At 65.6% G+C, this 24,577-nt stretch carries 24 protein-coding genes and 1 tRNA gene; 12 read left to right on the top strand and 13 right to left on the bottom strand.

The genetic code is table 11. The features are described 5' to 3' along the window. Positions 1–130 precede the first annotated feature (130 nt). Both RPPS3_RS02815 and RPPS3_RS02810 read left to right on the top strand, forming a co-directional pair. Positions 131–215, top strand: a tRNA-Leu gene (locus RPPS3_RS02815). Between the two features lie 326 nt (positions 216–541). Continuing rightward, positions 542–2,101, top strand: coding sequence for an acetyl-CoA hydrolase/transferase family protein (locus RPPS3_RS02810; RefSeq protein WP_107342748.1), 1,560 nt, complete (start codon positions 542–544; stop codon positions 2,099–2,101). A 146-nt stretch (positions 2,102–2,247) separates the two neighbouring features. Here RPPS3_RS02810 and RPPS3_RS02805 read toward each other — a convergent pair whose 3' ends face one another. Beyond that, positions 2,248–3,300 (bottom strand): acyltransferase family protein, encoded by a 1,053-nt coding sequence (locus RPPS3_RS02805; protein ID WP_107342747.1) that lies wholly within the window; start codon positions 3,298–3,300, stop codon positions 2,248–2,250. Between the two features lie 173 nt (positions 3,301–3,473). Here RPPS3_RS02805 and hrpB point away from each other — a divergent pair, with 173 nt between their 5' ends. The 3 genes from hrpB to RPPS3_RS02790 all read left to right on the top strand — a co-directional run bounded on the left by hrpB (position 3,474) and on the right by RPPS3_RS02790 (position 6,925). Further along, positions 3,474–5,951: an ATP-dependent helicase HrpB gene (hrpB, locus tag RPPS3_RS02800; RefSeq protein WP_107342746.1), complete on the top strand. Its 2,478-nt coding sequence runs from the start codon at positions 3,474–3,476 to the stop codon at positions 5,949–5,951. Between the two features lie 130 nt (positions 5,952–6,081). Continuing rightward, complete coding sequence (locus RPPS3_RS02795) at positions 6,082–6,603, top strand: TIGR02281 family clan AA aspartic protease (protein WP_107342745.1); 522 nt, start codon at positions 6,082–6,084, stop codon at positions 6,601–6,603. A gap of 109 nt (positions 6,604–6,712) precedes the next feature. Further along, positions 6,713–6,925, top strand: coding sequence for a hypothetical protein (locus tag RPPS3_RS02790; protein ID WP_107342744.1), 213 nt, complete (start codon positions 6,713–6,715; stop codon positions 6,923–6,925). A 69-nt stretch (positions 6,926–6,994) separates the two neighbouring features. On the opposite strand, the gene yddG is transcribed toward RPPS3_RS02790, so the two are convergent. The 3 genes from yddG to RPPS3_RS02775 form a co-directional block, all read right to left on the bottom strand. Beyond that, on the bottom strand, positions 6,995–7,861 hold the full coding sequence (yddG, locus tag RPPS3_RS02785) for an aromatic amino acid exporter YddG (protein WP_107342743.1): 867 nt from the start codon (positions 7,859–7,861) through the stop codon (positions 6,995–6,997). Between the two features lie 76 nt (positions 7,862–7,937). Further along, positions 7,938–8,663 carry an acetoacetyl-CoA reductase gene (gene phbB, locus RPPS3_RS02780; RefSeq protein ID WP_107342742.1) on the bottom strand — a complete coding sequence of 242 codons (726 nt, stop codon included), beginning with the start codon at positions 8,661–8,663 and terminating at the stop codon, positions 7,938–7,940. Positions 8,664–8,844: 181 nt separating this feature from the next. Then, positions 8,845–10,023, bottom strand: coding sequence for an acetyl-CoA C-acetyltransferase (locus RPPS3_RS02775; protein ID WP_107346397.1), 1,179 nt, complete (start codon positions 10,021–10,023; stop codon positions 8,845–8,847). Between the two features lie 270 nt (positions 10,024–10,293). Between RPPS3_RS02775 and phaR the strand changes: the two genes are divergently transcribed. After that, a complete protein-coding gene (gene phaR / locus RPPS3_RS02770) occupies positions 10,294–10,884 on the top strand; it encodes a polyhydroxyalkanoate synthesis repressor PhaR (RefSeq protein ID WP_042440735.1) in 591 nt (196 codons plus the stop codon). Between the two features lie 162 nt (positions 10,885–11,046). On the opposite strand, the gene RPPS3_RS02765 is transcribed toward phaR, so the two are convergent. Then, the gene (locus RPPS3_RS02765; RefSeq protein WP_107342741.1) at positions 11,047–12,789 is read right to left on the bottom strand and encodes a bifunctional diguanylate cyclase/phosphodiesterase; all 1,743 of its coding nucleotides are present in this window, start codon (positions 12,787–12,789) and stop codon (positions 11,047–11,049) included. Positions 12,790–13,027: 238 nt separating this feature from the next. Here RPPS3_RS02765 and RPPS3_RS02760 point away from each other — a divergent pair, with 238 nt between their 5' ends. Beyond that, the gene (locus tag RPPS3_RS02760) at positions 13,028–13,342 is read left to right on the top strand and encodes a hypothetical protein (protein ID WP_107342740.1); all 315 of its coding nucleotides are present in this window, start codon (positions 13,028–13,030) and stop codon (positions 13,340–13,342) included. Between the two features lie 17 nt (positions 13,343–13,359). Here RPPS3_RS02760 and RPPS3_RS02755 read toward each other — a convergent pair whose 3' ends face one another. The 3 genes from RPPS3_RS02755 to mtgA form a co-directional block, all read right to left on the bottom strand. Beyond that, positions 13,360–13,989, bottom strand: coding sequence for a hypothetical protein (locus RPPS3_RS02755; RefSeq protein ID WP_107342739.1), 630 nt, complete (start codon positions 13,987–13,989; stop codon positions 13,360–13,362). Between the two features lie 242 nt (positions 13,990–14,231). Next, entirely contained in the window at positions 14,232–14,414 is a 183-nt protein-coding gene (gene rpmF / locus RPPS3_RS02750) for a 50S ribosomal protein L32 (protein ID WP_011156094.1), read from the bottom strand. A 161-nt stretch (positions 14,415–14,575) separates the two neighbouring features. After that, positions 14,576–15,286 (bottom strand): monofunctional biosynthetic peptidoglycan transglycosylase, encoded by a 711-nt coding sequence (mtgA, locus tag RPPS3_RS02745; RefSeq protein WP_107342738.1) that lies wholly within the window; start codon positions 15,284–15,286, stop codon positions 14,576–14,578. Positions 15,287–15,387: 101 nt separating this feature from the next. On the opposite strand from mtgA, the gene RPPS3_RS02740 reads away from it, so the two are divergent. Both RPPS3_RS02740 and RPPS3_RS02735 read left to right on the top strand, forming a co-directional pair. Then, positions 15,388–16,314: a polyprenyl synthetase family protein gene (locus RPPS3_RS02740; RefSeq protein ID WP_107346396.1), complete on the top strand. Its 927-nt coding sequence runs from the start codon at positions 15,388–15,390 to the stop codon at positions 16,312–16,314. A gap of 7 nt (positions 16,315–16,321) precedes the next feature. Continuing rightward, positions 16,322–17,008, top strand: a complete 687-nt coding sequence (locus tag RPPS3_RS02735; protein ID WP_107342737.1) for a DUF1345 domain-containing protein — start codon at positions 16,322–16,324, stop codon at positions 17,006–17,008. Positions 17,009–17,017: 9 nt separating this feature from the next. Here the strand turns inward: RPPS3_RS02735 and RPPS3_RS02730 are convergent, their stop codons facing one another. Next, on the bottom strand, positions 17,018–17,461 hold the full coding sequence (locus RPPS3_RS02730; RefSeq protein ID WP_107342736.1) for a BLUF domain-containing protein: 444 nt from the start codon (positions 17,459–17,461) through the stop codon (positions 17,018–17,020). Positions 17,462–17,477: 16 nt separating this feature from the next. Then, the gene (locus RPPS3_RS02725; RefSeq protein ID WP_434006782.1) at positions 17,478–19,061 is read right to left on the bottom strand and encodes a putative bifunctional diguanylate cyclase/phosphodiesterase; all 1,584 of its coding nucleotides are present in this window, start codon (positions 19,059–19,061) and stop codon (positions 17,478–17,480) included. Positions 19,062–19,369: 308 nt separating this feature from the next. Between RPPS3_RS02725 and RPPS3_RS02720 the strand changes: the two genes are divergently transcribed. The 3 genes from RPPS3_RS02720 to RPPS3_RS02710 all read left to right on the top strand — a co-directional run bounded on the left by RPPS3_RS02720 (position 19,370) and on the right by RPPS3_RS02710 (position 21,610). After that, positions 19,370–21,022 (top strand): Na+/H+ antiporter, encoded by a 1,653-nt coding sequence (locus tag RPPS3_RS02720; protein WP_107342734.1) that lies wholly within the window; start codon positions 19,370–19,372, stop codon positions 21,020–21,022. Between the two features lie 67 nt (positions 21,023–21,089). Further along, positions 21,090–21,320 (top strand): hypothetical protein, encoded by a 231-nt coding sequence (locus tag RPPS3_RS02715; protein WP_107342733.1) that lies wholly within the window; start codon positions 21,090–21,092, stop codon positions 21,318–21,320. After that, positions 21,317–21,610 carry a type II toxin-antitoxin system RelE/ParE family toxin gene (locus tag RPPS3_RS02710; protein ID WP_107342732.1) on the top strand — a complete coding sequence of 98 codons (294 nt, stop codon included), beginning with the start codon at positions 21,317–21,319 and terminating at the stop codon, positions 21,608–21,610. The genes RPPS3_RS02715 and RPPS3_RS02710 overlap by 4 nt, the downstream gene beginning before the upstream one ends. 22 nt (positions 21,611–21,632) lie before the next feature. On the opposite strand, the gene ispG is transcribed toward RPPS3_RS02710, so the two are convergent. The 3 genes from ispG to RPPS3_RS02695 all read right to left on the bottom strand — a co-directional run bounded on the left by ispG (position 21,633) and on the right by RPPS3_RS02695 (position 24,518). Continuing rightward, the gene (ispG, locus tag RPPS3_RS02705) at positions 21,633–22,928 is read right to left on the bottom strand and encodes a flavodoxin-dependent (E)-4-hydroxy-3-methylbut-2-enyl-diphosphate synthase (RefSeq protein WP_107342731.1); all 1,296 of its coding nucleotides are present in this window, start codon (positions 22,926–22,928) and stop codon (positions 21,633–21,635) included. A 13-nt stretch (positions 22,929–22,941) separates the two neighbouring features. Next, the gene (locus RPPS3_RS02700) at positions 22,942–23,865 is read right to left on the bottom strand and encodes a DMT family transporter (RefSeq protein ID WP_107342730.1); all 924 of its coding nucleotides are present in this window, start codon (positions 23,863–23,865) and stop codon (positions 22,942–22,944) included. 164 nt (positions 23,866–24,029) lie between these two features. Beyond that, positions 24,030–24,518 carry a Fur family transcriptional regulator gene (locus RPPS3_RS02695; RefSeq protein ID WP_107354042.1) on the bottom strand — a complete coding sequence of 163 codons (489 nt, stop codon included), beginning with the start codon at positions 24,516–24,518 and terminating at the stop codon, positions 24,030–24,032. Positions 24,519–24,577: the final 59 nt, after the last annotated feature.

Here is a 24,577-nt window from a genome sequence, read left to right as displayed (position 1 = left end):
GAGACGCTGTCGAGACGCCGTCCGATCAAACCAGAGTGTCCGCCGCCGCCTCGGCGCGTCGGGTTGACCCCGACTCCGGGACCGCTATAGTCCCGCGCGCTTCGCGGCCGGATGATTTTCGGTCGCGCGGGCCCCTGTGGCGGAACTGGTAGACGCGCTCGACTCAAAATCGAGTTCCGCAAGGAGTGCTGGTTCGATCCCGGCCAGGGGCACCATTTCGGGCGTCGAGCCCGCCTGCTTGATCTATTAACGCCCACGTGCCTCAGCGGCCCAGCCCTGCAAGATCAGCATGACTTTCTGACTCAACAGGCTCGTTTAATTAACGGCGCAATCAATGTCGGCCGCAGTTTATATTTCCAAGACAAAACAGTGACATGTAGCCTGCGACTAAGTAGGGCAAGCTCGTCTGGGTGTCGGACGCGGCATCGTTTGGGAGCGGGACGCATGCCTCCTTCGCCATAGGTTGCATGGCTCTTTTTGTCACAGCGACTAGACGAATCGCATCAATCCCCTGGCCGCTCCTAGCAAGAAAGAGTCGTTGATGGTCAACGCCGAGCGCATCCTTGCTCCCCACCTCCGCTCCAAGGTCATGACCGCAGCCGACGCTGCCGCGCTGATTCCGTCCGGCGCGCATGTCGGCATGAGCGGTTTCACCGGCGCCGGTTATCCGAAGCTGCTGCCGCTGGCGCTCGCCGAGCGCATCAACGCGCATCATGCCCGTGGCCAGAAGTTCAAGGTTAGCGTCTGGACCGGCGCCTCGACGGCCCCCGAGCTCGATGGCGCACTCGCCAAGGTCGACGGCATCGAGATGCGGCTGCCTTATCAGTCCGACCCGACCTGCCGTAAGCGCATCAACGCCGGGCGGATGGAATACATCGACATCCATCTGTCCCACGTCGCCCAGCACGCCTGGTTCGGCTTCCTCGGTAAGCTCGACATTGCTGTGGTCGAAGTCGCCGGCATCCGCGAGGACGGTAGCTTGATCCCGTCGTCGTCGATCGGCAACAACAAGACTTGGCTTGATCTCGCCGACAAGGTCATCCTCGAGGTCAACGCTTGGCAGGACATCCGCCTCGAAGGCATGCACGACGTCTATTACGGCACGCAGCTGCCGCCGAACCGCAAACCGATTCCGATCATCGCTTCCGGTGACCGCATCGGTGAGCAGTATCTGCGCTGCGATTCCGCCAAGATCGTCGCGATCGTCGAGACCAACCTGCCCGATCGCAACTCGGCGTTCTCGCCGCCCGATGACACCTCGCAGGCGATCGCCGGCCATATCCTGGATTTCCTCGGCCACGAGGTGAAGAAGGGCCGGCTGCCGCACAATCTGCTGCCGCTGCAATCGGGCGTCGGCAACGTCGCCAATGCGGTGATGGCCGGCCTCGAAGATGGCCCGTTCGAAAATCTCACCGCCTACACCGAGGTGCTGCAGGACGGCATGCTGCACCTGTTGCGCAAGGGCAAGCTGACTCACGCTTCGGCGACCGCGTTGTCGCTGTCGCCGGAAGGCTATGACGAATTCCTGCGCAATCTCGATTTCTATCGCGAGCGCATCGTCCTGCGTCAGCAGGAGATCTCCAACCATCCGGAAGTGATCCGCCGGCTCGGCGTGATCGCGATGAACGGCATGATCGAGGCCGACATCTACGGCAACGTCAACTCGACCCACGTGATGGGCACGAGCATCATGAACGGCATCGGCGGTTCCGGCGACTTCGCCCGCAACAGCTTCCTGTCGTTCTTCATGACGCCGTCGGCCGCGAAGGGCGGCAAGATCTCCTGCATCGTGCCGATGACCTCGCATGTCGATCACACCGAGCACGATGTTCAGGTGATCGTCACCGAGCAGGGCCTCGCCGATCTGCGCGGCCTGTCGCCGAAGCAGCGCGCCAAGGTGATCATCGAGAACTGTGCGCACCCGACCTTCCGGCCGGCGCTGAAGGAGTACTTCAAGCGTGCGCTGGAATATTCGCCGGGCCTGCACACTCCGCACATTCTCGACGAAGCGCTGACCTTCCTGCCGAACTGGATGGCCAACAAGGCCGCACGCGAAGCCTGGCGGGACGACGCCGTGGTGCAGGCCGACGCCTGGCGGTAAAGCCCCCGCCACGCTCCTCTCCGTCATTGCGAGCGACGCGAAGCATCCAGCCCCCATACGAGGCTGGACTGCTTCGCGACAGAGCTGCGCGCGGACGGCGCGAAGCGCGGATCCGAGTTGCCCAGCTATGAAGACGGAAGTCTTGATTACTCCGCGGCCTGCAGCCGCGGAGTCTGTTTGCGCGGGGCGATCCAGAAGGCGTCGGGACGTTCGAACAGGAACGTGGCGACGCTCTTCATCGCCAGTTTCCAGATGATCAGCGCGCCGACCACCCCGGCAATGTTGACGATGATCGCGATCACGCCGAGATCGAGAAACGGCGCGTACTTCAACAGCAGCGACCGGCTGATCGCCATCGGCAGGAAGAACGCGAGATAGATCACGATCGAATGCTCGCCGCAGAACCGCAGGCCGTCGAGCCAGCGCTTCTCCGCCAGCAACGTGCCGACTGTGATGATGGCACAGGCGCCCGCGAGCCCGAGCAGCAGCGAAATCACCGGCAGGTCGGCAGCCCCGCTATGCACCAGCACCGCGTTGATCACCGCCCACCCCGCGAGGCCGATCAGCGCCAGAGCTGGGCGGGCGCGGGCCGCATCGGAAAACGCGAAGACATGCCGGGCGAACAGATAGCCGGTGTAGAAATAGAAGAACCGCGCGCAGAATTCGTCCGGCACCATCCAGCCGGTGTTAACGTGCAGCGATTCCAGGAGCGCGGCGACAGCCCAGATCAGCAGCGGCGGCAGCCGCCGCGTCAGCTTGGTGACGACGAAGAAGATCGGCAGCAGATAGATGAACCATAGCGTGCCGAATGGATCGATGAACGACAGCGCATATAGCTTGGCGACGCCGATCCACCCCATCTCGGCGGCGAAGCTCGGCGCCTTGAAGGCGAACTGGATCGTCACCCACAGCACATAGAAGTAAGCGAAGTGCACGACCTTACGATCGAGATAGGTCCGCCAGCCGCGATCGATCACCACCGCCAGGAATAGGCCGGAGATCAGGAAGAAGTCCGGCATCCGAAACGGGCGAGCGAACTCGACCACATAGTGCATGAAGCTGGCCTGGCCTGCCGCGGCCTCGACGCCGAGCACCGAGTGCATCATCACCACCATGATGATGCAGATGCCCTTGGCATAGTCGACCCAGTCGACCCGGCCGCCGTGCATGCGCGGAGCCAGTGTGCCGTTCGCAGTCATGGTTGTTCCCGTCTGATGCGGCTCGGATGCATCATCGGCGCGATCGGTTGAGTTAGTGTTGCCCCCACTATCGAATGTGCGGCATTTCCGGAATTGGAAGCCTGGGTGGGCTGTTTTGCCGCTGCAGGTTGTTTCTGTTAACCATCCGCCCCTTGCATCCTTCGAGCTGACTTTTGACCCGCACCTTCGACACCCCGCTGCCGATCGACGACGCGCTCGACGAGCTCACCGCCGCGCTCGAGGCGAGCAATACTGCGGTGTTGGTCGCGCCCCCCGGCGCCGGCAAGACCACCCGCGTGCCGCTCGCGTTGCTCGATGCGCCGTGGCTGAAGAACCAGAAGATCATCGTGCTCGAGCCACGGCGGATCGCCGCCCGCGCCAGCGCCGAGCGGATGGCGAAGACGCTGGGCGAGAAGGCTGGCGAGACGGTCGGTTACCGCGTCCGATTCGGCTCCAAGGTGTCACGCGCCACCCGGATCGAGGTCGTCACCGAGGGCATTTTCACCCGCCAGATCCTCGACGACCCGGAACTCACCGGAGTCGCTGCTGTGCTGTTCGACGAGTTTCACGAACGCTCGCTCGATGCCGATCTCGGCCTCGCCCTGGCTCGCGACGCCCAGCAAGGTCTGCGCGAGGATCTGCGCATCCTGGTGATGTCGGCGACGATCGACGGCGCCCGCGTCGCCCGGCTGCTCGGGGATGCGCCGGTGGTCGAAAGCCTCGGCCGGGCGTTTCCGGTCGAGACCCGCTATCTCGGCCGCCGCAGCGACGCGCCGTCGGAGCGGCAGATGGCCGAGGCCATCGCGCAGGCGCTGCGGGCGGAAACCGGCTCGGTGCTGGCGTTTCTGCCCGGCGCCGCCGAAATCCGGCGCACCGAGACGATGCTGCGCGAGCGGGTGCAGGATCCGGCGGTCGAGATCGTCCCGCTGTTCGGCGCGCTCGACGCCGCGGTGCAGGACCGCGCCATCCAGCCTGCACCGAAAGGCCAGCGCAAAGTGGTGCTGGCGACCTCGATCGCCGAGACCTCGCTGACCATCGAGGGCGTGCGGATCGTCGTCGATTGTGGCTTGTCCCGAGTCCCCCGTTACGAGCCTGACCTCGGCCTGACCCGGCTGGAGACGGTGCGCGCCTCGCGCGCCGCGGTCGATCAGCGCCGCGGCCGTGCCGGCCGGATCGAGCCCGGCGTCTGCTACCGGCTATGGGACGAGCCGCAGACCGCGTCGCTGCCGGCCTATACGCAGCCGGAGATCCTGTCCGCCGATCTGTCGTCGCTGCTGCTCGACCTCGCCCAGTGGGGCGTCGCCGATCCGTCGTCGCTGGCCTTCCTCGATCCGCCGCCGCAGCCGGCGCTGAAGGAAGCCCGCGAGCTGCTCGGCGAGCTCGGCGCGCTCGACCCGGACGGCCGCATCACCGACGAGGGCCGCAGCCTGCGGGCGATGGCGCTGCCGCCACGGCTGGCGCGGATGATCGTCGATGCCGCCCGCCACGGCTGCGCCGAGGATGCCGCCGAAATCGCCGCGATTCTGACCGAGCGCGGGCTGGGCGGCGACGGGGCCGATCTCGACCATCGCCGCGACCAATTCCGCCGCGACCGCTCGCAGCGCGCCAGCAGCGCCCGGCAGATGGCGCAGCGCTGGGCGGCGCAGGCAGCATCGTCGTCTCGCTCCCCGCAAGACGCGGGCGAGCTCTCCTCCGGCGTCCTGCTCGCCTTCGCGTTCCCGGATCGTGTCGCCAAGAACCGCGGCAATGGCAGCTTCACGCTCGCCAATGGCCGCGGCGCCGCGGTTGAGCAGACTTCCGCGTTGGCACGCGCGCCGTATCTGGCGGTCGGCGAACTCACCGGCAGCGCCGCACAGGGCCGCATCTTGCTGGCGGCGCCGATCACGCTGTCCGAGATCGAGCTGCATTTCGGCGATCAGATCACCGACGCGGACGAGGTGAGCTTCGACCGCTCCGCGATGGCGCTCCGCGCCCGGCGCCGCCGTGGGCTGCATGCGATCACGCTGTCCGAAGCACCGCTGGCGCTGACGCCGTCCGAACAGACCGCGCGCGGGCTCGCCGACGGCCTGGTCGCGGCCGGGCTCGACCGGTTGCCGTGGTCGAAGCAGCTTCAGCAATGGCGCGGCCGGGTGATGTTCCTGCGCAAGGCCGAGGGTGACCCCTGGCCTGATTTGTCGGACGCCGCCCTCGCCGAGTCGCGCGAAAACTGGCTGGTGCCGGCGCTGTTCGACAAGACAGGCCTGAGAGATTTTTCGGCCTCCGACCTGTCGGACGCCCTGATGAACCTGCTGCCGTGGGAGCTGCGCGGCCGGCTCGATCGCGAGGCTCCGACCCATTTCGAAGCGCCGACCGGCTCGAAGCTGCCGATCGATTACGAGGCCGAACAGGGCCCGACCATCGCGGTGCGGCTGCAGGAATTGTTCGGCCTGACCAGCCATCCGTCGGTCGCCGGCGGCGCGGTGCCGCTGGTGCTGGAACTGCTGTCGCCGGCGCACCGGCCGGTGCAGGTCACGCGCGACCTCCCAGGATTCTGGCGCGGCTCGTATGCCGGGGTGCGGGCCGATCTGCGCGGCCGCTATCCGCGTCACCCCTGGCCCGAAGACCCCGCCTCCGCGCCGCCGACCCGCCGCGCCAAGCCGAAAGGCAGCTGAGCCGGCGCTCGCGTTAATCCTTCGCTCACCGTTTTCGCCAAAAACATCCGGATGCATCGGACGCCGCGGTCGCGTCCGGCATCCGCGCGTGATCCAATCTGCGCGGCGACGGACTGTGTGAGTAGGCGTTATGCGTAGCATCCTGATTTTCGCCGCAGCCCTGGTGGTGCTCGGCACCGCGATGGCTCAAATCGCCGACCGGATTACCCCGGCTCCGGCGCAGGCCCATGCGGCGCCTCACGCCACTGTCGGCATGGCGGCGGCGACTTCCGAAGCCCATGGCCGCAGCATCAGCATCGACCGCGACCCGCGCGGCCATTTCCGCACCGATGGCCGGATCGACGGCCAGCGGCTGTCGTTCATGGTCGACACCGGCGCCTCGGTGGTCGCTCTCAATGAAAGCTCGGCGGCGCGGTTCGGTCTGCGGCCGTCGCGCGGCGACTACACCGCCAAGGTCTCGACCGCGAACGGTCAGGTGAAAGCGGCGCGCGCCCGCATCGCGATGCTGGACGTCGGCGGACTGATCGTGCGCGACGTCGATGCGCTGGTACTTCCCGACGAAGCGCTGTCGGAGAACCTGCTCGGACTGTCCTATCTGTCGAAGCTGAAGCGCTTCGCCTATGCGGACGGCCGCATGGTTCTCGAGCAATAATCTCGATTACTTCCTGAACATCCGTTCAAGAAAATCCCTGCGGTTCCGCAGGAACGCTCATCGCGACTGCTTGTTTTCTCTCCGCAATTTGAACAGAGAGGAGACACACATGAAGATGGGCTACGTGCTCGCCGCGGTTGCCGCGGCCGCGATTTCGCTTCCCTCGATTGCGTCCGCCGAGACCACGATCATCAAGAAGAAGGTGTATCGCGATGGCCCGCGCGCCGAGATGGTGCATCGGGACCACGGCTGGCACCGCGGCTGGCGGCATCACCATCATCACGGCGACCGCGTGGTGGTGATCCATAAGCACCGCTACTGATTTCTTCGGCAGATCACGACAAAGCGACCGGACAGCCTCCGGTCGCTTTGCTGTACGGGCCTCGCTGGATCAACTTCGCTTCAGCATGTCCTTGGCGGCGAGCAGGCCGCCGCCGGCGATCAGCAACGCTGCAATTGCCAGCGCCGTGGTTGGACGGGCATAGCCGGCGAGGATCAGAAACGCTGTCGACAGCAGCGGCGTGGCATAAGACGCGGCGCCGAGCACGCGGATGTCGCCGCGTTTCATCCCGATGTCCCAAGCGTAGAAGGCGGCCCCGACCGGTCCGATCCCGAGCGCAATGATCGCCGCCCATTGCATCGTGGTGTCCGGCCACACGGTCGGCTCGATCAGCAGATGCACGGCCGTGGCCAGCAGCGCGGTGACGAAGCAGAAGCCGGCGACCGCATCGGTCGGCACCGCACTGAGCCGGCGCGACAGCACCGAATAGCTCGCCCAGACGAAAGCCGCGATGAACGCCGCGGCAAGCCCGGGCAGATAGGCCCGCTCGATCACCGCACCGTTGCCGGTGAACAGCAGCACCGTGCCGGCAAGCCCGAGCAGCGCGCCGGCAACGTGATGCAGCTTCAGCCGCTCGCCCGGCAGCAGCGAGGAGAACAGCACGATCAGCAGCGGCCACAGATAATTCAACAGGCCGGCCTCGGCCGGCGGCGCCAGCCGCAGCGCCAGGAAATACAGCGCGTGATAGCCGAACAACCCGCCGACGCCGACCGCCCACACCAGCGGCGGCTGGCGCAGCGCGCGAACCGCCTGCGGCCGCACGATCCATCCGATCGCGGCAGCGAGCGCACCGATCGCGAACGTCATCGCGGCAAGCTGAAACGCCGGGATGGTGCCGGTCGCAACGGTCATCACCGCAAGCAGCGACCACATCAGGATCGCCGACAGCCCGATCAGCGTCGCAACGCGCGACGTCATGAGCGCACCTGCAGGCTGATCCTCGCAGCAGCACGGCAGACGCGCCGTGCGAGGATCGAAGTCCCACCCTTGTGCCTCAAACCATGTATTGGCCGCCGTTGATGGTGAGCGTCGAGCCGGTGATGTAGCCGGCATCGTCGCCGGCGAGGAACACCACGGCCCGCGCGATCTCCTCGGCCTCGCCGAGCCGGTTGCATGGAATCAGCGGCAGGATCGCCTTCTCGAGCACATCCTTCGGCACCGCCTGCACCATCTCGGTGTTGATGTAGCCCGGGCAGATCGCGTTCACCGTGATGCCGCCGCGCGCATTCTCTAGTGCCAGCGCTTTGGTGAAGCCGATGTCGCCCGCCTTGGCGGCCGAATAGTTCACCTGACCGAACTGGCCCTTCTGCCCATTGATCGACGAGATGTTGACGATGCGCCCGAACTTGCGATTGCGCATGCCCTCGATCACCTGCCGCGTCATGTTGAACAGCGAGCCGAGGTTGGTGTTGATCACCGCATTCCATTGCTCGAGCGTCATCTTGTGGAAGGCGCCGTCGCGCGTGATGCCGGCATTGTTCACCAGAACATCGACGGGACCGAGTTCGGCCTCGACTTTCTTGACGCCCTCGGCACAGGCATCGAACGAACTCACGTCCCATTTATATACCGGAATACCCGTCTCGTTTTTGAATTTTTCCGCTGCCGAATCGTTGCCCGCATAAGACGCTGCGACTTTGTAGCCCGCCGCTTTCAACGCCTTGCTGATTGCTGCACCGATACCGCGCGTCCCCCCAGTCACCAACGCCACCCGCGTCATTGCAAAGCTCCTCCCGCAATTCCTTTTTTGTCTAGAACGCGATTGTGTCTTTTCGAATAAAAGGATGGTCGCTCGTGAACATCAAGCAAAAACGCCCGGCAATCTGCCGGGCGTTTGAACAATCGTTCTTGCACTGCAACTGATCAGTCCGTGTATCGCGACATCGTCGCGACACGCGCAATCAATCGCGCGCGAGGCACATCGCAATGCCCATGCCACCGCCGATGCAAAGCGTGGCAAGACCTTTCTTCGAATCGCGCTTCTGCATCTCATGCAGCAGCGTCACAAGGACGCGCGCTCCCGATGCACCGATCGGATGACCGATCGCGATCGCACCGCCATTGACGTTAACCTTAGAAGTATCCCAGCCGAGATCCTTGTTCACCGCACAGGCCTGCGCCGCGAAGGCTTCGTTGGCTTCGATCAGATCGAGATCACCGACCGACCAGCCGGCCTTCTTCAGCGCCGCGCGCGACGCCGGGATCGGACCAGAGCCCATGATCTTCGGATCGACGCCGGCCTGGCCCCACGACACGATGCGGGCCAGCGGCTTCTTGCCGAGCTTCTCCGCCTGCTTGGCGGTCATCAGCACCACTGCCGCTGCGCCGTCGTTGATGCCCGAGGCAGAACCGGCGGTCACGGTGCCGTCCTTCTCGAACGCCGGCTTCAGCTTGGCCATCGCTTCGATCGTGGCGCCGTGGCGCGGATACTCGTCGGTGTCGACCACGATGTCGCCCTTGCGGGTCTTGATCGTCACCGGGACGATCTCGTCCTTGAACTTACCTGCCTTCTGCGCGGCTTCGGCCTTTTGCTGCGAAGCCACCGCGAATTCGTCCTGCTGGTCGCGGGTGATCTGCCATTGCCGCGCGACGTTCTCTGCGGTGTTGCCCATGTGGTAACCGTTGAAGGCATCCCACAGACCGTCCTTGAGCATGGTGTCGACGAGTTCGACCGCGCCCATTTTCACGCCGCCGCGCAAATATTGCGCATGCGGCGCCATGCTCATTGATTCCTGACCACCGGCAACGACGATCTCGGAGTCGCCGTTCATCAGTGCCTGGTAACCGAGCGCGACCGAGCGAAGACCCGAGCCGCAAAGCTGGTTGATGCCCCATGCCGGGCTCTCGACCGGAATACCGGCCGCGATCGACGCCTGCCGCGCCGGGTTCTGCCCCTGACCGGCGGTGAGAATCTGGCCCATGATCACTTCAGAAACCTGTGCCGGATCGATGCCGCCGCGCTCCAGCGCAGCCTTGATCGCGACCGCGCCGAGATCGTGCGCCGGCGTATTGGCGAAGGCGCCGTTGAAACTTCCGACAGCGGTGCGTGCGGCGCTGACGATGACGACATCGTCCGACATGGACATCTCCTGGGCTTGAGTTTTTGACGGTCTCTTGGACGGCGGGGCCTGGTTGGCGTGCCGGTGTCGGCGCACATCCTGTGAAGCCGGCGGCGGCGTGTCAATCCGGCACACGCATGTTGGTGCTGCGATGCCGATAAATTCACTCTGCCTGGCGGCGGCGCACAAAACGGTAGCCGAGGTGCATTGAAAGTGCTTACTTTATTGCATTGCGTCTCAGCCTGCTGTCGGGAGGCGGCGGGTTCCTTATCCTCCGTGTGTGTGGGTGACATGGCGAAATCAGACCAACCGACCACGATCAAAAAATACGCGAACCGGCGACTCTACAACACCGGCACCAGTACTTACGTGACGCTCGAAGACCTTGCCACGATGGTCAAGGACGGCGAGGACTTCCTCGTTTACGACGCCAAGACCGGCGACGACATCACCCGAAGCGTGCTCGCGCAGATCATCTTCGAGCAAGAGAACAAGGCCGGGCAGAACCTTCTGCCGACCACCTTCCTTCGACAACTCATCCGCTTCTACGGCGACAGCATGCAGATGGTGGTGCCGAAGTATCTGGAGCAGTCGATCGATTCGCTGACACGCGAGCAGGAGAAATTCCGCAAGCAGATGGCGTCGACCTTCAGCCTGACACCGTTCGCGCCGTTGGAAGAGACCGTCCGCCGCAACATGGAGCTGTTCCAGCAGACCTTCTCGATGTTCGTGCCGCGTCCGCCGAGCCACGAATCGACCGACGAGGTACCGGCCGAGACCAGCGGCGGCGCCGACAGCATCGAAGATCTGCGGCGGCAGATGAAAGAGATGCAGGACCGGCTGGAGCGGATGTCGCTCGAACAGCCGAAGAAAGACGAATAGCAGCGAGGTTTGCTGCTCAGGCATCTTTCCGGTTCTGATCCGATCAGAACCGGAAATCCTCGATGATCTCTCACGAGAGTTTAAGCCGGGCCGGCCCAGTGCTCGCGGTGCCCGGTCGCTCGCTTAGCCTTGCTAATCGACGTCTTTCTAATAGACGGCTTTCTAATAGACCGCTTTGCCGGCGAGGCCCGCAGCCGCTTCGGCGACGATCGGCCACGGCCGCTGCTGCGACGCCAATCCGATCAGCCGACCCTGGATGTAGTCGCAGCCCCAGTCGCGCAACAGCTGCGCTGACTCTTCGTCCTGCACCCATTCGGCCACGGTTTTGATCCCGAGCCGGCGTGCCAGATCGATCAGCGTCTGCACGAAGGCACGGTCGTCGGCCGAGCGCGCGATGTTCTGCACGAAGGCGCCGTCGATCTTGACGATGTCGACGCCGAGCGCCCGCAGATTGCGAAACGAGGTGTAGCCGGCGCCGAAGTCGTCGATGGCGATCTTAGCGCCGAGCGTCTTCAGCCGGTTGACGAAGCCGCGCACCTCGTCGAGGTCGGGGATCGCCACCGTCTCGGTGATCTCGACGATCATCCGCTCGGCGATGCCGGGATGCGCCAGCATCAGCGATTCGATGCCGGCCCACCAATCGGCATCGATGGTGGTGTCGGGCGAGATATTGAGGCTGAGGACGACACCGGGCGCCAAGGCGAGTTCAGCCACCACCAGTTCGAGCACGCGATGATCGACCAGCCGGATCAGCCCGAGCCGCTCGGCCACCGGCACGATATCGGGCGCGAGCAGCACCTGGCCGTCGTCGGTCCGCATCCGCACCAGGCATTCGTGGAAGGCCGGCACCCGCGAGGCTGCGTCGACCACCGGCTCGTAGGCCAGCACGATGCGGCGCTCGTTCAGCGCGGTGACGATCTCGTCGGTGACGCGGATGTTGACCCGGCGCTGCGTGTCGCGCTCGACATTCGGCCGCCACATCGCGAACGAGCCGGCGCGCCGATGCTTGGCGGCGGCCAGCGCCTCCTGGGCGCGGTTGATGGCTTCATCGGCGGTGCGGGCATGGCGCGGCGCACTGACCGCGCCGATCGACGCGGTGATCGACACCGGACCTGACCTGGTCGGCACGATCTCGTCGCGCACCGCGGCAAGGAATCGTTCGGCCGCGATATGCGCGTCGTCGACCGTGCAGTTCTTCAGCACGAGGCCGAACTTGTTGCCGGAGAATCGGCCGAGCTGATCGCCGGCGCGCAGCCGGCTGCGGATCCGGCCGGCGATGGTCGAGATCACTTCGTCGGCGACGTCGAAGCCGAACGAATCATTGACCCGCGCCAGATGATCGAGCCCGACCAGCATGAACGACAGGTTGGTACGAAAGCGCGACGCTTCCTCGATCGCTTCGGCGAGCGCGGCGATCAGATGGGTGCGGTTGAGTTCGCCGGTCAGCGGATCGTGCTGAGACAGCTTGAGGAGCTGCTCGTCGCGGGCGTGGCGCTCGTTGTTGATGCGGACGATGCCCTCGACCCGCGCCGGGCGGCCGTCGGGACCGGCGAACCAAACCCCGGTCTCCTCGATCCAGCTCACCGGGGCCGAGGTGGAAGCCCGGATGCCGTATTCGATCCGGTATGGCACGCAGCCGGGGCCGACCGCGGCAGCGCCATTGAGCAAAGCTTCGGACCGGATCGCGCGGGACGGCTCCAGCATCGCCGCAAAGCTCGCGCCGGAGGCCAGTGCTTCGGCCGGAATGTCCTGAAACAGCTCGCCGACCCGGCCGGTCCAGCTCAAGGCATCGGACTCGAGGTCCCACACGAAAGCGGCTTGGCCGAGCAGCGACAGCAGCGACGGATCAGACGCGGTCGCGGTCTGCGCGGTCGATGAGCGTGGCGCAGGAGCGGCGGACGACACGACTGCCTCGTTTCGGGACGCTGTCAGGTGATTCTCCTGTGCAGGATAGGTCGGCCGAACATCCCAACGCTAGGTCGATAATATAAAGAAATTGGAAACCAATTCGGATTCCGGGGCAGGAACGGAAAGCCGAGCCTCGGCATACTACGAGGTGGAGGCTCCGGCACACGACTTGCGACGACGCCATCAGGACGGGGAGACCCGTCCCGAAACGAGACAAGTAAGCGTAGGTGCGACAATGGCGAAGGTCTGGATCGACGATGGAAGCGACGTCCACGCCGCCTCGGCGGAGCCGGATTGCGCCGAGGGCGAACTGATCGAGCCGTTGCCGATCCCGGTGACGCCGCCGCCGATGCGAACCCGCTACACCGACCGCTTGGTGCGGCCGTCGTCGAATTTCGTGGCGCAATTGATGGCGATCGACGGCGGCTATCCGCAGACCCGGGATTGCAATCGGGCCGAGCCCGGCCACGCCAATGCGGCGTACCGCTCGACCACCGGCCACGCCTTCACGGCGCCGCCCACCGGCTTCCGAACCCAGCGGATGTCCTGATCGCTTCAGCGACGCGCTCAGCGCGCCGGCGACTTTTCCTCGTCCTTCGCCGTCGCAGCCGGCTTCACCGGCTCGGGCCGATCGAGCAGCACCGCCTCGGCGATCGAAGCCGCGGAAGCGGCGGATGCAGAAGCCGGCTCGACGGTCTGCGGCGCCAGCTCGGTCGCGGGCACCACAACCGGTGCCGGCTCAGCAACCGGCGCCGGCTGCTCCGGCTCGTCTTCAATGATCTCGGCAGACGATTTGGCCGCGGCACGCGCCGCCCGGGCTTCGCGCCTGTGACGACTGCGCAGCGCGATGCCGCTGAGAAAATCGACCAGCGCCAGCAGCGCCAGCAGAGCCACCGTGGCATTGGCAAACTGCGGCAGCATCACGAATTCAGCCGTGATGCCTGCGAGCACCAGCAGCGACAGCAGATGATCGGTGAGGTATTTGGCTCCGGGCCGGGCCGCCTTCATCACTTCGGGCAACAGCAGCAGCACGCCGAGCGCCACCAGCATATCGCCGAGCGCGATCGTCCAGGTGGCGCCGGAGGGCAGCACGACACGGGTCATTGCCGCGTCGAACGCCAATCCCGGCATCAGGAAGACGATGATATTGCAGATCGCGACCGGGATCAGCAGCAGCGGGAAACCGATAATCGACATCGGCGAAGCCTGTGGTTCAGAACGACCGGACGCGAGTGGGCGATCGTCCGGACGCGGACGTCAACTCCCTAACGCAACACTTGGTACGAATTCAGGCATCGGGCGGATCGCATTGCGCGATGTGCCGCCGCGCGTGCGCGGCCGACACTTGCGTCCTTCCCGCGAGTGCGACGCGGCGTTTTGTCCGAGCGTGGCCGAAACCACCCGACATGCCGCGCCGACTCAAGGATCCGAGCGAGAGCTCAGGAATCCTTCTTCTTCAGAACCTGGCGGCCCTTATACATCCCGGTCTTGAGATCGAGATGGTGCGGGCGGCGCAGTTCGCCGGAATCCTTGTCCTCGACATAGGTCGGGCGCTTGATCGCGTCCGCGGACCGGCGCATGCCACGCCGCGAGGGCGAAGTTTTTCTTCTCGGAACGGCCATATCGGTAATCCTTAACGGAGGTTCCCTGGCGAAATCGGTCTCGGCGTCCGCGTTTGGACGGCCCGCTTGCGCGCAGGCGAAATGCGTAAGGCCGGGCTTATAACGGAAGCCGGATCGGAATGCTAGGGCGGTCGGCGCGCAAAATGCGCCCCAAACCGTCGTCACGACTCGCGATTTTCCCGCCAGCACTGCCGCAGCTCCGCCGCACGGGCGCGGGCGACATAGGTGGCGGCAAGCCGCCGGACACCGGGGCCCGGCGCACGGGCGCTGCGAATCTTCGGATTGGGCAGGATCGCGGCCAGGAGCGCAGCCTCCTTGGCGGACAATTGCGCGGCGGAGCGGCCGAAGGCGTAATCGGCGCCGGCCATCGCGCCGAACTGACCGCTCGGCCCCCATTCGGCGATGTTGAGATAGATTTCGAGAATCCGCTGCTTGGGCAGCACGAAGTCGATCCACAGCGCCAGCGGCGCCTCCAGCGCCTTGCGGATGACGCTGCGCCCCGGCCACAGGAACAGGTTCTTGGCGACCTGCTGGGTGATGGTCGAGCCGCCGCGGCTGGCCTCGCCGTCCTGCATGTCGTCGATCACATCGCGCACTGAATCCCAGTCGATGCCGTGATGGCTGCAGAACTTGGCGTCCTCGGCCGCCACCACGCTGCGCGGCAGCGCCGGCGAGATGGCTTCGATATCGATCCAGGTCCGGCTGACTGGCGCGCCGGTCGCCCAGCGCCACAGCATCAGCGTCGAAACCGGCTGGCCGCCGCCATACAGGATGGTGAGCAGATAAGGCAGGGCCAGCAGCGCGAGCCCTGCGAGGATGACAATGCGAACCACACGCTTGGTGCGAGGCGCAAACGCAACGGGATCAGACACGATCGCTCCCGGTGATGGCCTGGCCCCTTGCCCTCCGCCGAATTGACGAAGCCGGTGCCATGATGAATGGTCCGGCCGAATTTTATCTGGAGCACTTCCGAATGGCCACCGGCACTTCCACGATCGACTTTGCCAAGCGGCTCGACACCACCGCCGAGGATACCGAAGCGCTGCTCGGCCGGCTGTTGTCCGACGAATTGATGTCCGACGAGATCGCCCGGCCGCGCCGGCTGATGGAGGCGATCCGGTACTCCACGCTCGGCGGCGGCAAGCGGCTGAGGCCGTTCCTGGCGGTCGAGAGCGCTGCGGTGTTCGGCATCGATCGCGACGCCGCGCTGTTGGTCGGCGCCGCGCTGGAATGCATCCATTGCTACTCGCTGATCCACGACGACCTGCCGGCGATGGACAACAGCGATCTGCGCCGCGGCCGGCCGACGCTGCACAAGGCCTATGACGACGCCACCGCAATCCTGGCCGGCGACGCGCTGCTGACCTTCGCGTTCGACATCGTCACCCGCGACGAGGTGCACAAGGATCCGACGGTGCGGCTGCTACTGACGCGGGTGCTGGCGCGCTGCGCGGGTCTCGGCGGCATGGTGGGCGGCCAGATGCTCGACCTTGCCGGCGAAGGCCGGTTCGGCGACCGCGAGCCGGTCGATGTAGCACGGCTGCAGCAGATGAAGACCGGCGCCCTGCTCCGCTACGGCTGCGTCGCCGGCGCGATCCTCGGCCAGGCCAGCGCCGACCAGTATCGCGCGCTCGACGATTACGGCCGCGCGCTCGGCGAGGCGTTCCAGATCGCCGACGATTTGCTCGACGTCGAAGGCGACGCGGAAGCGCTCGGCAAGCCGGCCGGCGCCGACGCCGCGCTCGGCAAGACCACCTTCGTGACCCAGCTCGGCATTGACGGCGCCAAGCAGCGACTGCGCGACCTGATCGCGCGCGCCGATCAGGCGCTGGCGCCGTTCGGCGACCGCGGTGACGTGCTGCGCGCCGCCGCCCGGTTCGTGGCGGAGCGGAAGAACTGATCGCCGCATGACCCATCACCCGGACGACGATGCGCGGCTGCTTCGGTTTCGAAAGCTGCCGCGTGTCGTCCGGCTGGTGTATTCGCGGCCGCGGCTGTTCGCTTCGATCGCGGTCGGCATCGCCGCGGTGCTGCTGCTGCCGGCGTGGCTGCGGCCGGTGACGCGGGCGTTGATCGGCTGGGACGTGTCGATCGTCGTCTATCTGGTGCTGGCCTATTCAATGATGGCGCGCTGCGGCGTCGCCTATATCCGCCGCAACGCGGTGTGGCAGGACGACGGTCGCTTCCTGATCCTGATGGTGACGGCGTTCGGCGCCTACGCCAGCATCGCGGCGATCGTCTCTGAACTCGGCAACGCGCATCGCGGCGCTGCTGAGCTGGCGCTCGCCACCTTCACCATCGCGCTGTCATGGGCGGCGGTGCACACCACCTTCGCGCTGCATTACGCCCACGAATATTATCGCGGCGACCGCGAGGGCGGGCTGGCGTTTCCGGGCAGCGATGAGCACACCGAGCCCGACTATTGGGACTTCGTGTACTTCTCATTCGTGATCGGCATGACCGCGCAGGTGTCGGACGTCGGCATCACCGACCGGACCATCCGCCGCACCGCGACCGCGCACGGGGTGGTGTCGTTCGTGTTCAACACTGCCTTGGTGGCGCTGATGGTCAACATCGCGGCGAGCGCGATCTGACACGGCCGCTCAGGCGGCGCGGGCTTCTTCTTCGAAAGCGAGATGGCGCACGATCTCGAGCAGCCGGTCGCCCTCGATCCGCTCGGCTTTGAACCCAGTCTGCCGGCCGAAATGGCCGAACAGATCCTGGTCCTCACGCGAGCGACCGAGAAACGCCATCGACCAGTTGCTGAACATCCGCTCGCGCGCGGCGCCGAAACCGAGCACCTGAATGTCGCCGTGGCGCTCGTCGCGCAGGATCTTCTCGAACAGCGATTCCACCGACGGGCAAGGCCCTTCCAGCACCTGGGCGAACAGGCCTCGATTGAACACCAGCGCGCCGGTGACCGAGAGCGGCGGATTGTTGCGGCGGGCCGCAGCCAGAATCGACTCGATCTCCTCGGCGATCCGCAGCGAGCCGCCGGCAATCAGGTTCTTGCTGTAATACACGCAGCGATACAGCTCGCTCGGCATCGGCCGATGCTCCCCCTCAGAGGCTGACTTCCGTCGCCGCGTCGATCACGTTGCGGCTTTCGGCGAGGAAATGCTCGATGTCTCCCGGCGGGAGCGGCCGGCTGATCAGATAGCCCTGCACGTCGGTGCAGCCGTCGGCCGCGACGCGCGCCAGCTGATCCTCGGTTTCGACGCCCTCGGCCACCGTCGCCATGCCGAGGCTGGCGCCGAGCGAGGCGATCGCCCGCACGATCGCGCGGTTTCCGCGATCGTCCGAGGCCTCGCGCACGAACGACTGATCGATCTTGATCTTGTCGAACGGGAAGCTGCGCAGATAGCCGAGCGACGAATAGCCTGTGCCGAAATCATCGAGCGAGACCCGGACACCGAGTCCGCGCAGTTGCTGCAGCACCGCCAGCGCATTGCCGCGGGCATCGAGCATCACGCTTTCGGTGATCTCCAGCTCAAGCCGCCGCGGATCCAGTCCGCTGTCGGCGAGCGCCGACACCACGGTCGCGACCAGCGACCGGTTGGTGAACTGGATCGCCGAGATGTTGACCGCAACCGTGTAGTCGCCGGGCCAGCTCGCAGCATCGCGGCAGGCGGTGCGCAGCACCCATTCGCCGATCGGGCCGATGATCCCGGTCTCTTCGGCAATCGGAATGAAATCGAGCGGCGACACCGGACCGCGCGTCGGGCAGCGCCAGCGCAGCAGCGCCTCGAAGCCGGCCACCCGGCGGCTCTGAAGATTGACCTGCGGCTGATACACCAGCGAGAACTCGCGCAGCGCCAGTGCGCGGCGCAGATCGGTCTCCAGCGCACGCCGCGCCCGCATACTCTCGTCCATGGCGGATTCAAACACGCGATAGCCGGCGTAGCGCTCCTGCTTGGCGCGATGCAGCGCCAGTTCGGCGTTCTTCAGCACGCCGTCGACGTCGAGCTCGTCGTCGCTCACCAGCGCGATGCCGACGAAGGCGCTGACATTGATCAGCTGACCTTCGAGCAGATACGGCCGGCTCAGCAGATCGACCAGCCGCTTGGCCAGGATCACCGCAGCTTCGGGCTGATCGCGGCCGGTCTGGATCACGCCGAACTCATCGGCCTCGAGCCGGGCCAGCACATCGCTCGGCGTCAGCGCCGAGCTGATGCGCTTGGCGACCAGACACAGCAACGCATCGCCGATGGTGCGACCGAGCGTGTCGTTGATCGCCTTGAAGCGATCGAGATCGATCGTCAGCACCGCGGCGTCGCGGCGGACCTCGGCCGGCTGCGTCAGCAGATCGGCGAGCCGCTCGTGAAACACCAGCCGGTTCGCCAGTTGGGTCAGCCGATCGATCCGCGACAGCTCGACACCCGCGATGCCCTGGCGCAGGCGTTCGCTGATATCGGCGGCGCTGATCAGCCAGCCGCCGGTAAATGCCGTGATGTCGATCCAGTAGATCCGCTCGTCCGGGAATATGATCGGGCGCGAGGCCTTGCCGTCGTCGCAGCTGGGGTCGAAACCGAACCGCGACAGCAGCTGGTCGCGGGGAATCGCGCCGAACGCCAGATCGAACGTCGGATTGGTCATCACGATCTCGCCGTCCGGCGAAATCAACGCCAGTCCGATGTCGATCGCCATGAACGCCGCCAGCGTCAGCTGAGCGGTGCGTTGCGACGGGTCGTGATCAGCCGCACCACCGGAAGCGCTCCCGCTCACCTGTGGCTCCAGCAGATCATCCGTTCTGATGACTGAGACTACCCCCATAACCTTGAACAAAACGCGGGGAGTATTGCCAAATGCATAATTACCTTCAGGCCGCCACAGCGACGGTAAATCGCTGGTTAGTTGAACAGCAGGCGTTTGAGACGAAAGTCGCACGTAGTGTTACGAAGAGCTGCGCCTGATGCGTAATCAGCTACCGCTTGACCGAACCAAACTTCCGCGCGATGCAAGCACTCGCCGGCAAACGCACTCGAAATCAGCGTGGTGACGTGGAAGCCAAGTTCCAGATTTTTCTCACGCTGCTCGCGGTGCTGGCCGGAACGGCGCTACTGGCCCGGCGGGTCAACATCGCGCCGGCGATCCTGCTGCTGATCGCCGGCATCACGTTGGCCTTCATTCCCGGAATGCCGGCGATCGAACTGCCGCCGGACTTGATCCTGCTGCTGGTGCTGCCGCCGCTGATCTATTCGGCCAGCGTAGCGATGAGCTGGCGCGAATTCTGCGCCAATCTGCGGGCAATCGGCCTGCTCGCGATCGGCTGTGTGATCTTCACCGCGTTCGCCGTCGCGGCGGCGTCGCACTATCTGATCGGCCTGCCGTGGTCGGTCGGCTTCCTGCTCGGTGCGATCGTCGCGCCGCCCGACGTGGTGGCGCCGCTGGCGATCGCCCGCAAGCTCGGTCTGCCACGGCGCATCGTGGTGGTGCTGGAAGGCGAAGGGCTGGCGAACGATGCGACCGCACTAATCCTGTACCGCTTCGCGGTGGCGGCGATCATGACCGGCGCGTTCTCGCTCACCAAAGCGTCAGGCACCTTCGTGGCGATCATGGCGGGCGAACTCGCCTTCGGCGTCGCAGTCGGCTGGCTCAGCCTGCGGGCGCGGCATTGGGTGCGCGACCCGCAGATCGAGATCACGCTGTCGCTGCTGACGCCGTACATCGCCTATTGGATTCCCGAGCATCATGGCGGCTCCGGCGTAATCGCCACAGTCGCCTGCGGACTCTACATCTCATGGAACGGCCCGCTGCTGATCTCGGCGGCGACCCGGCTGCAGGGCATCTTCTTCTGGGATCTGGTGATCTACCTGATCGAGGGGATGCTGTTCCTGCTCACCGGCTTCCAGCTCCGTGCGCTGCTGGAGCGGTCGAAGGAATTTGCCTTCGGGGACATCCTGTCGGCGACGCTGCTGGTCGCCGCGATCGTGATCGCTGCGCGCTTCATCTGGGTCTATCCGGCGTTCTATCTGCCGCGGTTTCTCAGCCGCCGCTTGCGGGCGAGCGATCCCTATCCGTCCTGGCGTACGGTGTTCGTGATCGGCTTCACCGGCGTGCGCGGCGCGGTGTCGCTCGCCGCGGCACTGGCGCTGCCTTACGCGTTGCCGAACGGCGAGACGTTTCCATATCGCGATCTGATTCTGTTCGTCACCTTTGGGGTGATCCTGATCACACTGGTCGGCCTCGGCCTGACGCTGCCCGCCGTGGTGAAGCTGCTCGGCGTCACCCGCGTCGGGCACCGGGAGCAGATCGCCGAGCACGACGACGAGATCACCGCCCGCCGCGAAGCACTGGCTGCCGCACAGGCATCGCTGAAGAAGATCACCGACAATCGCGAGCTCACCGACGAGGTGCTGAAGCTGCTGCACGCCCGGCACCAGACCCGCGCCAGCCTGCTGCCCGATCCGATCGGCTCACCGGAGCACGAGGCCTCTGCGGTCGGCATCGCTCTGGTGCGCGAGCTGATCGCCGTCGAGCGCAAATTCATCCACGCCCAGCTTCGCGCCGGCAAGATCACCGACGAGGCGCGACGCCGGATCGAGCGCGATCTCGACCTCGAGGAGGCCAGTCTCGCCAACCGCGAAAGCGGACCGGCGCCGTTGTAAGGCCGTCATGCAGTGACCGGGCCGGCCAAATTCTGCCTGATCGTCGAAATCGTGCTAATCTGCAGGCATGAAAAAACCTGAGCTGGAACTATTACTCGACCGGGTCTCGACGTGGCCTTCGGCCGCCCAGCAGGACCTGCTGGATTCGATCGCCGAGATCGAGTCACGCCACGATCTCATTTACCGGCTGAGCGATGGTGATCGGATTGCCGTCCAACGCGGACTAACGGACCTTCGAGAAAACCGGCTTGCCAGCGATGAAACGGTGGCCGCGCTGTTCAATCGCTTTCGGACATGAAGGTTCGCTGGTCCGACAACGCGGTCCACGAACTCGACGAGATCTTATCGTTCATTGCTGAGCGCAATGTATCCGCTGCCGAAGCGGTTGCCGACCTGATTTGGGAGCGGACACGCCTGCTGGGCGAGTTTCCTCTGGCCGGCCACAAGACCGATCTCACGCACGTCCGTGCGCTATCCGTCGTCCGCTATCCGTTCGTGATCTTCCACAAAGTGGACGACGCAAAGGATGAAGTCGTCATCCTCAGCGTCCGCCACACCGCAAGACGCGACCCCACGCGCTCAGCATGAGAGCGGGAACCGTGGCCGGGACTTACTCCGCCGCCGGCACCATCTGGGCGGCGCCGGGATTCGGCGTCGCGCCGTAGCGCTGCTCGATGTAGTCGATCACCAGCGCCTTGAAGTCGGACGCGATGGTGTCGCCGCGCAGGGTGCGGAATTTCTGGCCGTCGACGAACACCGGGGCCGCCGGGGATTCGCCGGTGCCGGGGAGCGAGATGCCGATATTGGCGTGCTTGCTTTCGCCCGGGCCGTTGACGATGCAGCCCATCACCGCGACGTTGAGGTTCTCGACGCCCGGATAGCGGCTACGCCATTCCGGCATCTCGTCGCGGATGAAGTCCTGGATCGAGCGCGCCAGCTCCTGGAAGGTCGTCGAGGTGGTGCGGCCGCAGCCGGGGCAGGCCGCGACCAGCGGCACGAAGGTGCGGAAGCCCATGGTCTGCAGCAGTTCCTGCGCGACCTGGACCTCACGGGTGCGATCACCGCCCGGCTCGGGGGTGAGCGAAATCCGGATGGTGTCGCCGATGCCCTGCTGCAGCAGGATGCCGAGCGCCGCGGACGACGCCACGATGCCCTTCGAGCCCATGCCGGCTTCGGTGAGGCCGAGATGAATCGCGTAGTCGGAGCGCGAGGCCAGATCCTGGTACACGGCGATCAGGTCCTGTACCGCCGAGACCTTGGCGGACAGGATCATCTTGTTCTTGGGCAGGCCGATCTCTTCGGCGCGCGCGGCCGACAGCAGCGCCGATTGCACCATCGCCTCGCGGGTGACGGCGCGGACGTCGCGTGGATTGGCGGACGCGGCGTTCTCGTCCATCAGCTTGGTGAGCAGCTCCTGGTCGAGCGAGCCCCAATTGGCGCCGATGCGGACCGCCTTGTTGTTCCGAATCGCAATCTCGACGATGTCGGCGAACTGCGTGTCACGCTTGTTCTTGAAGCCGACATTGCCCGGATTGATCCGGTACTTGTCGAGCGCCTCGGCGCAGGCCGGGTATTCGGCGAGCAGCTTGTGGCCGATGTAATGGAAGTCGCCGATGATCGGCGTGGTCAGGCCGAGCTTGCGGATGCCGTCGCGGATGTGCGGGACAGCGGCGGCCGCCTCCTCGCGATCCACGGTGATCCGGACCATCTCCGAGCCGGCCCGGGCCAGCGCGGCGATCTGCTTGATGGTGCCCTCGATATCCGCGGTGTCGGTATTGGTCATCGACTGAACGACGATCGGGGCACCGCCGCCGACGGCCACATCGCCGACCATGACCTGGGTGGTTTGGTGCCGCGGCGCGGGGCCGGCGACGTCGTCTCGCAGCGGATTTTCGAGCTTGTTCATGGCGGTCCGAATATCAGGTTTTGGTGACATTCAGCAATGGATCGTTGGGTGCAGGAACCGGAGCCGGCCGGTTTACGAGATAGAGACCGGCGATCACCAGCACCGCCGCGGCGCCGAATGCCGGGGTCAGCGGGTCGTGCATGATCAGATAGCCGGCCGCCACCCCGAATAAAGGGGTAATGAAGGTGAAAGCCGACAATTTGCTGGCCGAATAGGTCTTCACCAGCCCGAACCAGAGCAAAAATGTCAGTCCGACCACCCAGATGGTCTGATAGGCCATCAGCCCGAGCGACAGCGTCGAGGGCATTTTGGTGATGGTTTCGCCCGATAGCAGCGCCGCGCCGGTCAGAATCGGGACCGACATCGCCACCTGGTAGGCCAATCCCTTCTCAGCCGGAGCCCGCTGCAGCCGGGTTCCCTTGACGATCAGGGTGGTGGCGGCCCACAGGGCGCCGCCCCCGACCAGCATCAGGTCTCCGATCAGCACACTGCTATCGACATCGGCCTGCGGCACCCCGATCGCCAGCGCCACCCCGGCAAAGCTCAGCGCCAGCCCGGCCCATTGCTGCCGGCGCAGCCGCTCGCCGAGCAGCCGGTAGGAGCCGAGCGCGACGAAGAACGGCGCGGTGTACAGGAACACGACCGCGCGCGACGCCGTGGTCAGCGTCAGGCCGTGATAGATCAGCACGAATTCCAGTCCGAACAGCACCCCGGCGAACAGCCCGGCACGCAGCGTACCGTCGCGTTGGAACAGCTTCACGCGGCGCGATTTGGCGATAATCAAGATCACGATCAGGGCGCCGGCCGACCGGATCGCCGCCTGCAGGAACGGCGGAATATCCGGCAGCACCAGCTTCACGGCGATCTGGTTGAAGCCCCACGACAGGCAGCACAGCAGCATCAGCGCGATCGCGCCGGCGCTCAGCGGACGCCCCATGGTGCCGCTCACCGCAGCGGTCGCGGGGGCTTAATGATCAGGCGCGCGGGAATCGCCGGGGTCCGGCGTGACGTCTTGACCGACATGGTGCCTCCGGCTTTTCGCCGTGTTGTGGCGGGCGCTGGCGCGCCACGCTCCTCCCATGGATCAAGGCGTAAACTGCGTCAGGCGGCTTGGCAATGGCCGCACACGCCGGTGATCTCGACCACTGACATCTTCGGCGTGAACCCGGTCTGGCGGGCGGCTTCGTTGAGGCGCTGCGTCACTTCGGAGGCCGGGACCTCGGCGACCGAGCCGCAACATTCGCAGATCAGGAACGCGACGGTCGCAGCGTCATCGTGATCGTGGCCGCAGGCCAGGAACGCGTTGCGGCTCTCGATCCGGTGCACCAGCCCGTTCTGCATCAGGAAGTCGAGCGCCCGATACACCGTGATCGGCGCCGGACGCGGCATGTCCCTGGCCAGTTCCTCGATCACCTCATAGGCGCCGAGCGGCCGATGGCTGGACAGCAGCGCGCGCAGCACCTGGCGGCGGATCGGCGTGAGGTTTTGCGAGCGGCCGGCACAGACCCGTTCGGCGTGTTCCAGACCTTCGGCGGAGCAACGGTCGTGATCGTGCCCCGGCGCGGGGAAGGTCGGCTTCAATGCGGTCATCGGGCCCATCACACTCACGCGCCGGCCAACCGGGCCGGCTCATGTTCAAGTCCATCCTA

Origin of the sequence: Rhodopseudomonas palustris (genome assembly GCF_003031265.1) — a bacterium.
Classification (GTDB): Bacteria; Pseudomonadota; Alphaproteobacteria; order Rhizobiales; family Xanthobacteraceae; genus Rhodopseudomonas; species Rhodopseudomonas palustris_H.
The sequence above is the reverse complement of the archived record's forward strand: the minus strand, read 5'-3'. Positions and strand labels throughout refer to the sequence as shown.

Bases quoted from the DNA above. Each gene is read 5' to 3' on its own strand.
- RPPS3_RS02755 (WP_107342739.1), bottom strand. From the start codon at position 13,989: ATGTCGATTATCGGTTTCCCGCTGCTGCTGATCCCGGTCGCGATCTGC.
- RPPS3_RS02725 (WP_434006782.1), bottom strand. From the start codon at position 19,061: ATGGCGATCGACATCGGACTGGCGTTGATTTCGCCGGACGGCGAGATC.
- RPPS3_RS02695 (WP_107354042.1), bottom strand. From the start codon at position 24,518: ATGACCGCATTGAAGCCGACCTTCCCCGCGCCGGGGCACGATCACGAC.
- RPPS3_RS02760 (WP_107342740.1), top strand. From the start codon at position 13,028: ATGGCGAAGGTCTGGATCGACGATGGAAGCGACGTCCACGCCGCCTCG.
- RPPS3_RS02715 (WP_107342733.1), top strand. From the start codon at position 21,090: ATGAAAAAACCTGAGCTGGAACTATTACTCGACCGGGTCTCGACGTGG.
- RPPS3_RS02795 (WP_107342745.1), top strand. From the start codon at position 6,082: ATGCGTAGCATCCTGATTTTCGCCGCAGCCCTGGTGGTGCTCGGCACC.
- RPPS3_RS02730 (WP_107342736.1), bottom strand. From the start codon at position 17,461: ATGCCGAGCGAGCTGTATCGCTGCGTGTATTACAGCAAGAACCTGATT.
- rpmF (WP_011156094.1), bottom strand. From the start codon at position 14,414: ATGGCCGTTCCGAGAAGAAAAACTTCGCCCTCGCGGCGTGGCATGCGC.
- ispG (WP_107342731.1), bottom strand. From the start codon at position 22,928: ATGAACAAGCTCGAAAATCCGCTGCGAGACGACGTCGCCGGCCCCGCG.
- phaR (WP_042440735.1), top strand. From the start codon at position 10,294: ATGGCGAAATCAGACCAACCGACCACGATCAAAAAATACGCGAACCGG.
- RPPS3_RS02720 (WP_107342734.1), top strand. From the start codon at position 19,370: ATGCAAGCACTCGCCGGCAAACGCACTCGAAATCAGCGTGGTGACGTG.
- phbB (WP_107342742.1), bottom strand. From the start codon at position 8,663: ATGACGCGGGTGGCGTTGGTGACTGGGGGGACGCGCGGTATCGGTGCA.
- yddG (WP_107342743.1), bottom strand. From the start codon at position 7,861: ATGACGTCGCGCGTTGCGACGCTGATCGGGCTGTCGGCGATCCTGATG.
- RPPS3_RS02710 (WP_107342732.1), top strand. From the start codon at position 21,317: ATGAAGGTTCGCTGGTCCGACAACGCGGTCCACGAACTCGACGAGATC.
- RPPS3_RS02740 (WP_107346396.1), top strand. From the start codon at position 15,388: ATGGCCACCGGCACTTCCACGATCGACTTTGCCAAGCGGCTCGACACC.
- RPPS3_RS02775 (WP_107346397.1), bottom strand. From the start codon at position 10,023: ATGTCGGACGATGTCGTCATCGTCAGCGCCGCACGCACCGCTGTCGGA.
- RPPS3_RS02735 (WP_107342737.1), top strand. From the start codon at position 16,322: ATGACCCATCACCCGGACGACGATGCGCGGCTGCTTCGGTTTCGAAAG.
- RPPS3_RS02810 (WP_107342748.1), top strand. From the start codon at position 542: ATGGTCAACGCCGAGCGCATCCTTGCTCCCCACCTCCGCTCCAAGGTC.
- RPPS3_RS02805 (WP_107342747.1), bottom strand. From the start codon at position 3,300: ATGACTGCGAACGGCACACTGGCTCCGCGCATGCACGGCGGCCGGGTC.
- RPPS3_RS02700 (WP_107342730.1), bottom strand. From the start codon at position 23,865: ATGGGGCGTCCGCTGAGCGCCGGCGCGATCGCGCTGATGCTGCTGTGC.
- RPPS3_RS02790 (WP_107342744.1), top strand. From the start codon at position 6,713: ATGAAGATGGGCTACGTGCTCGCCGCGGTTGCCGCGGCCGCGATTTCG.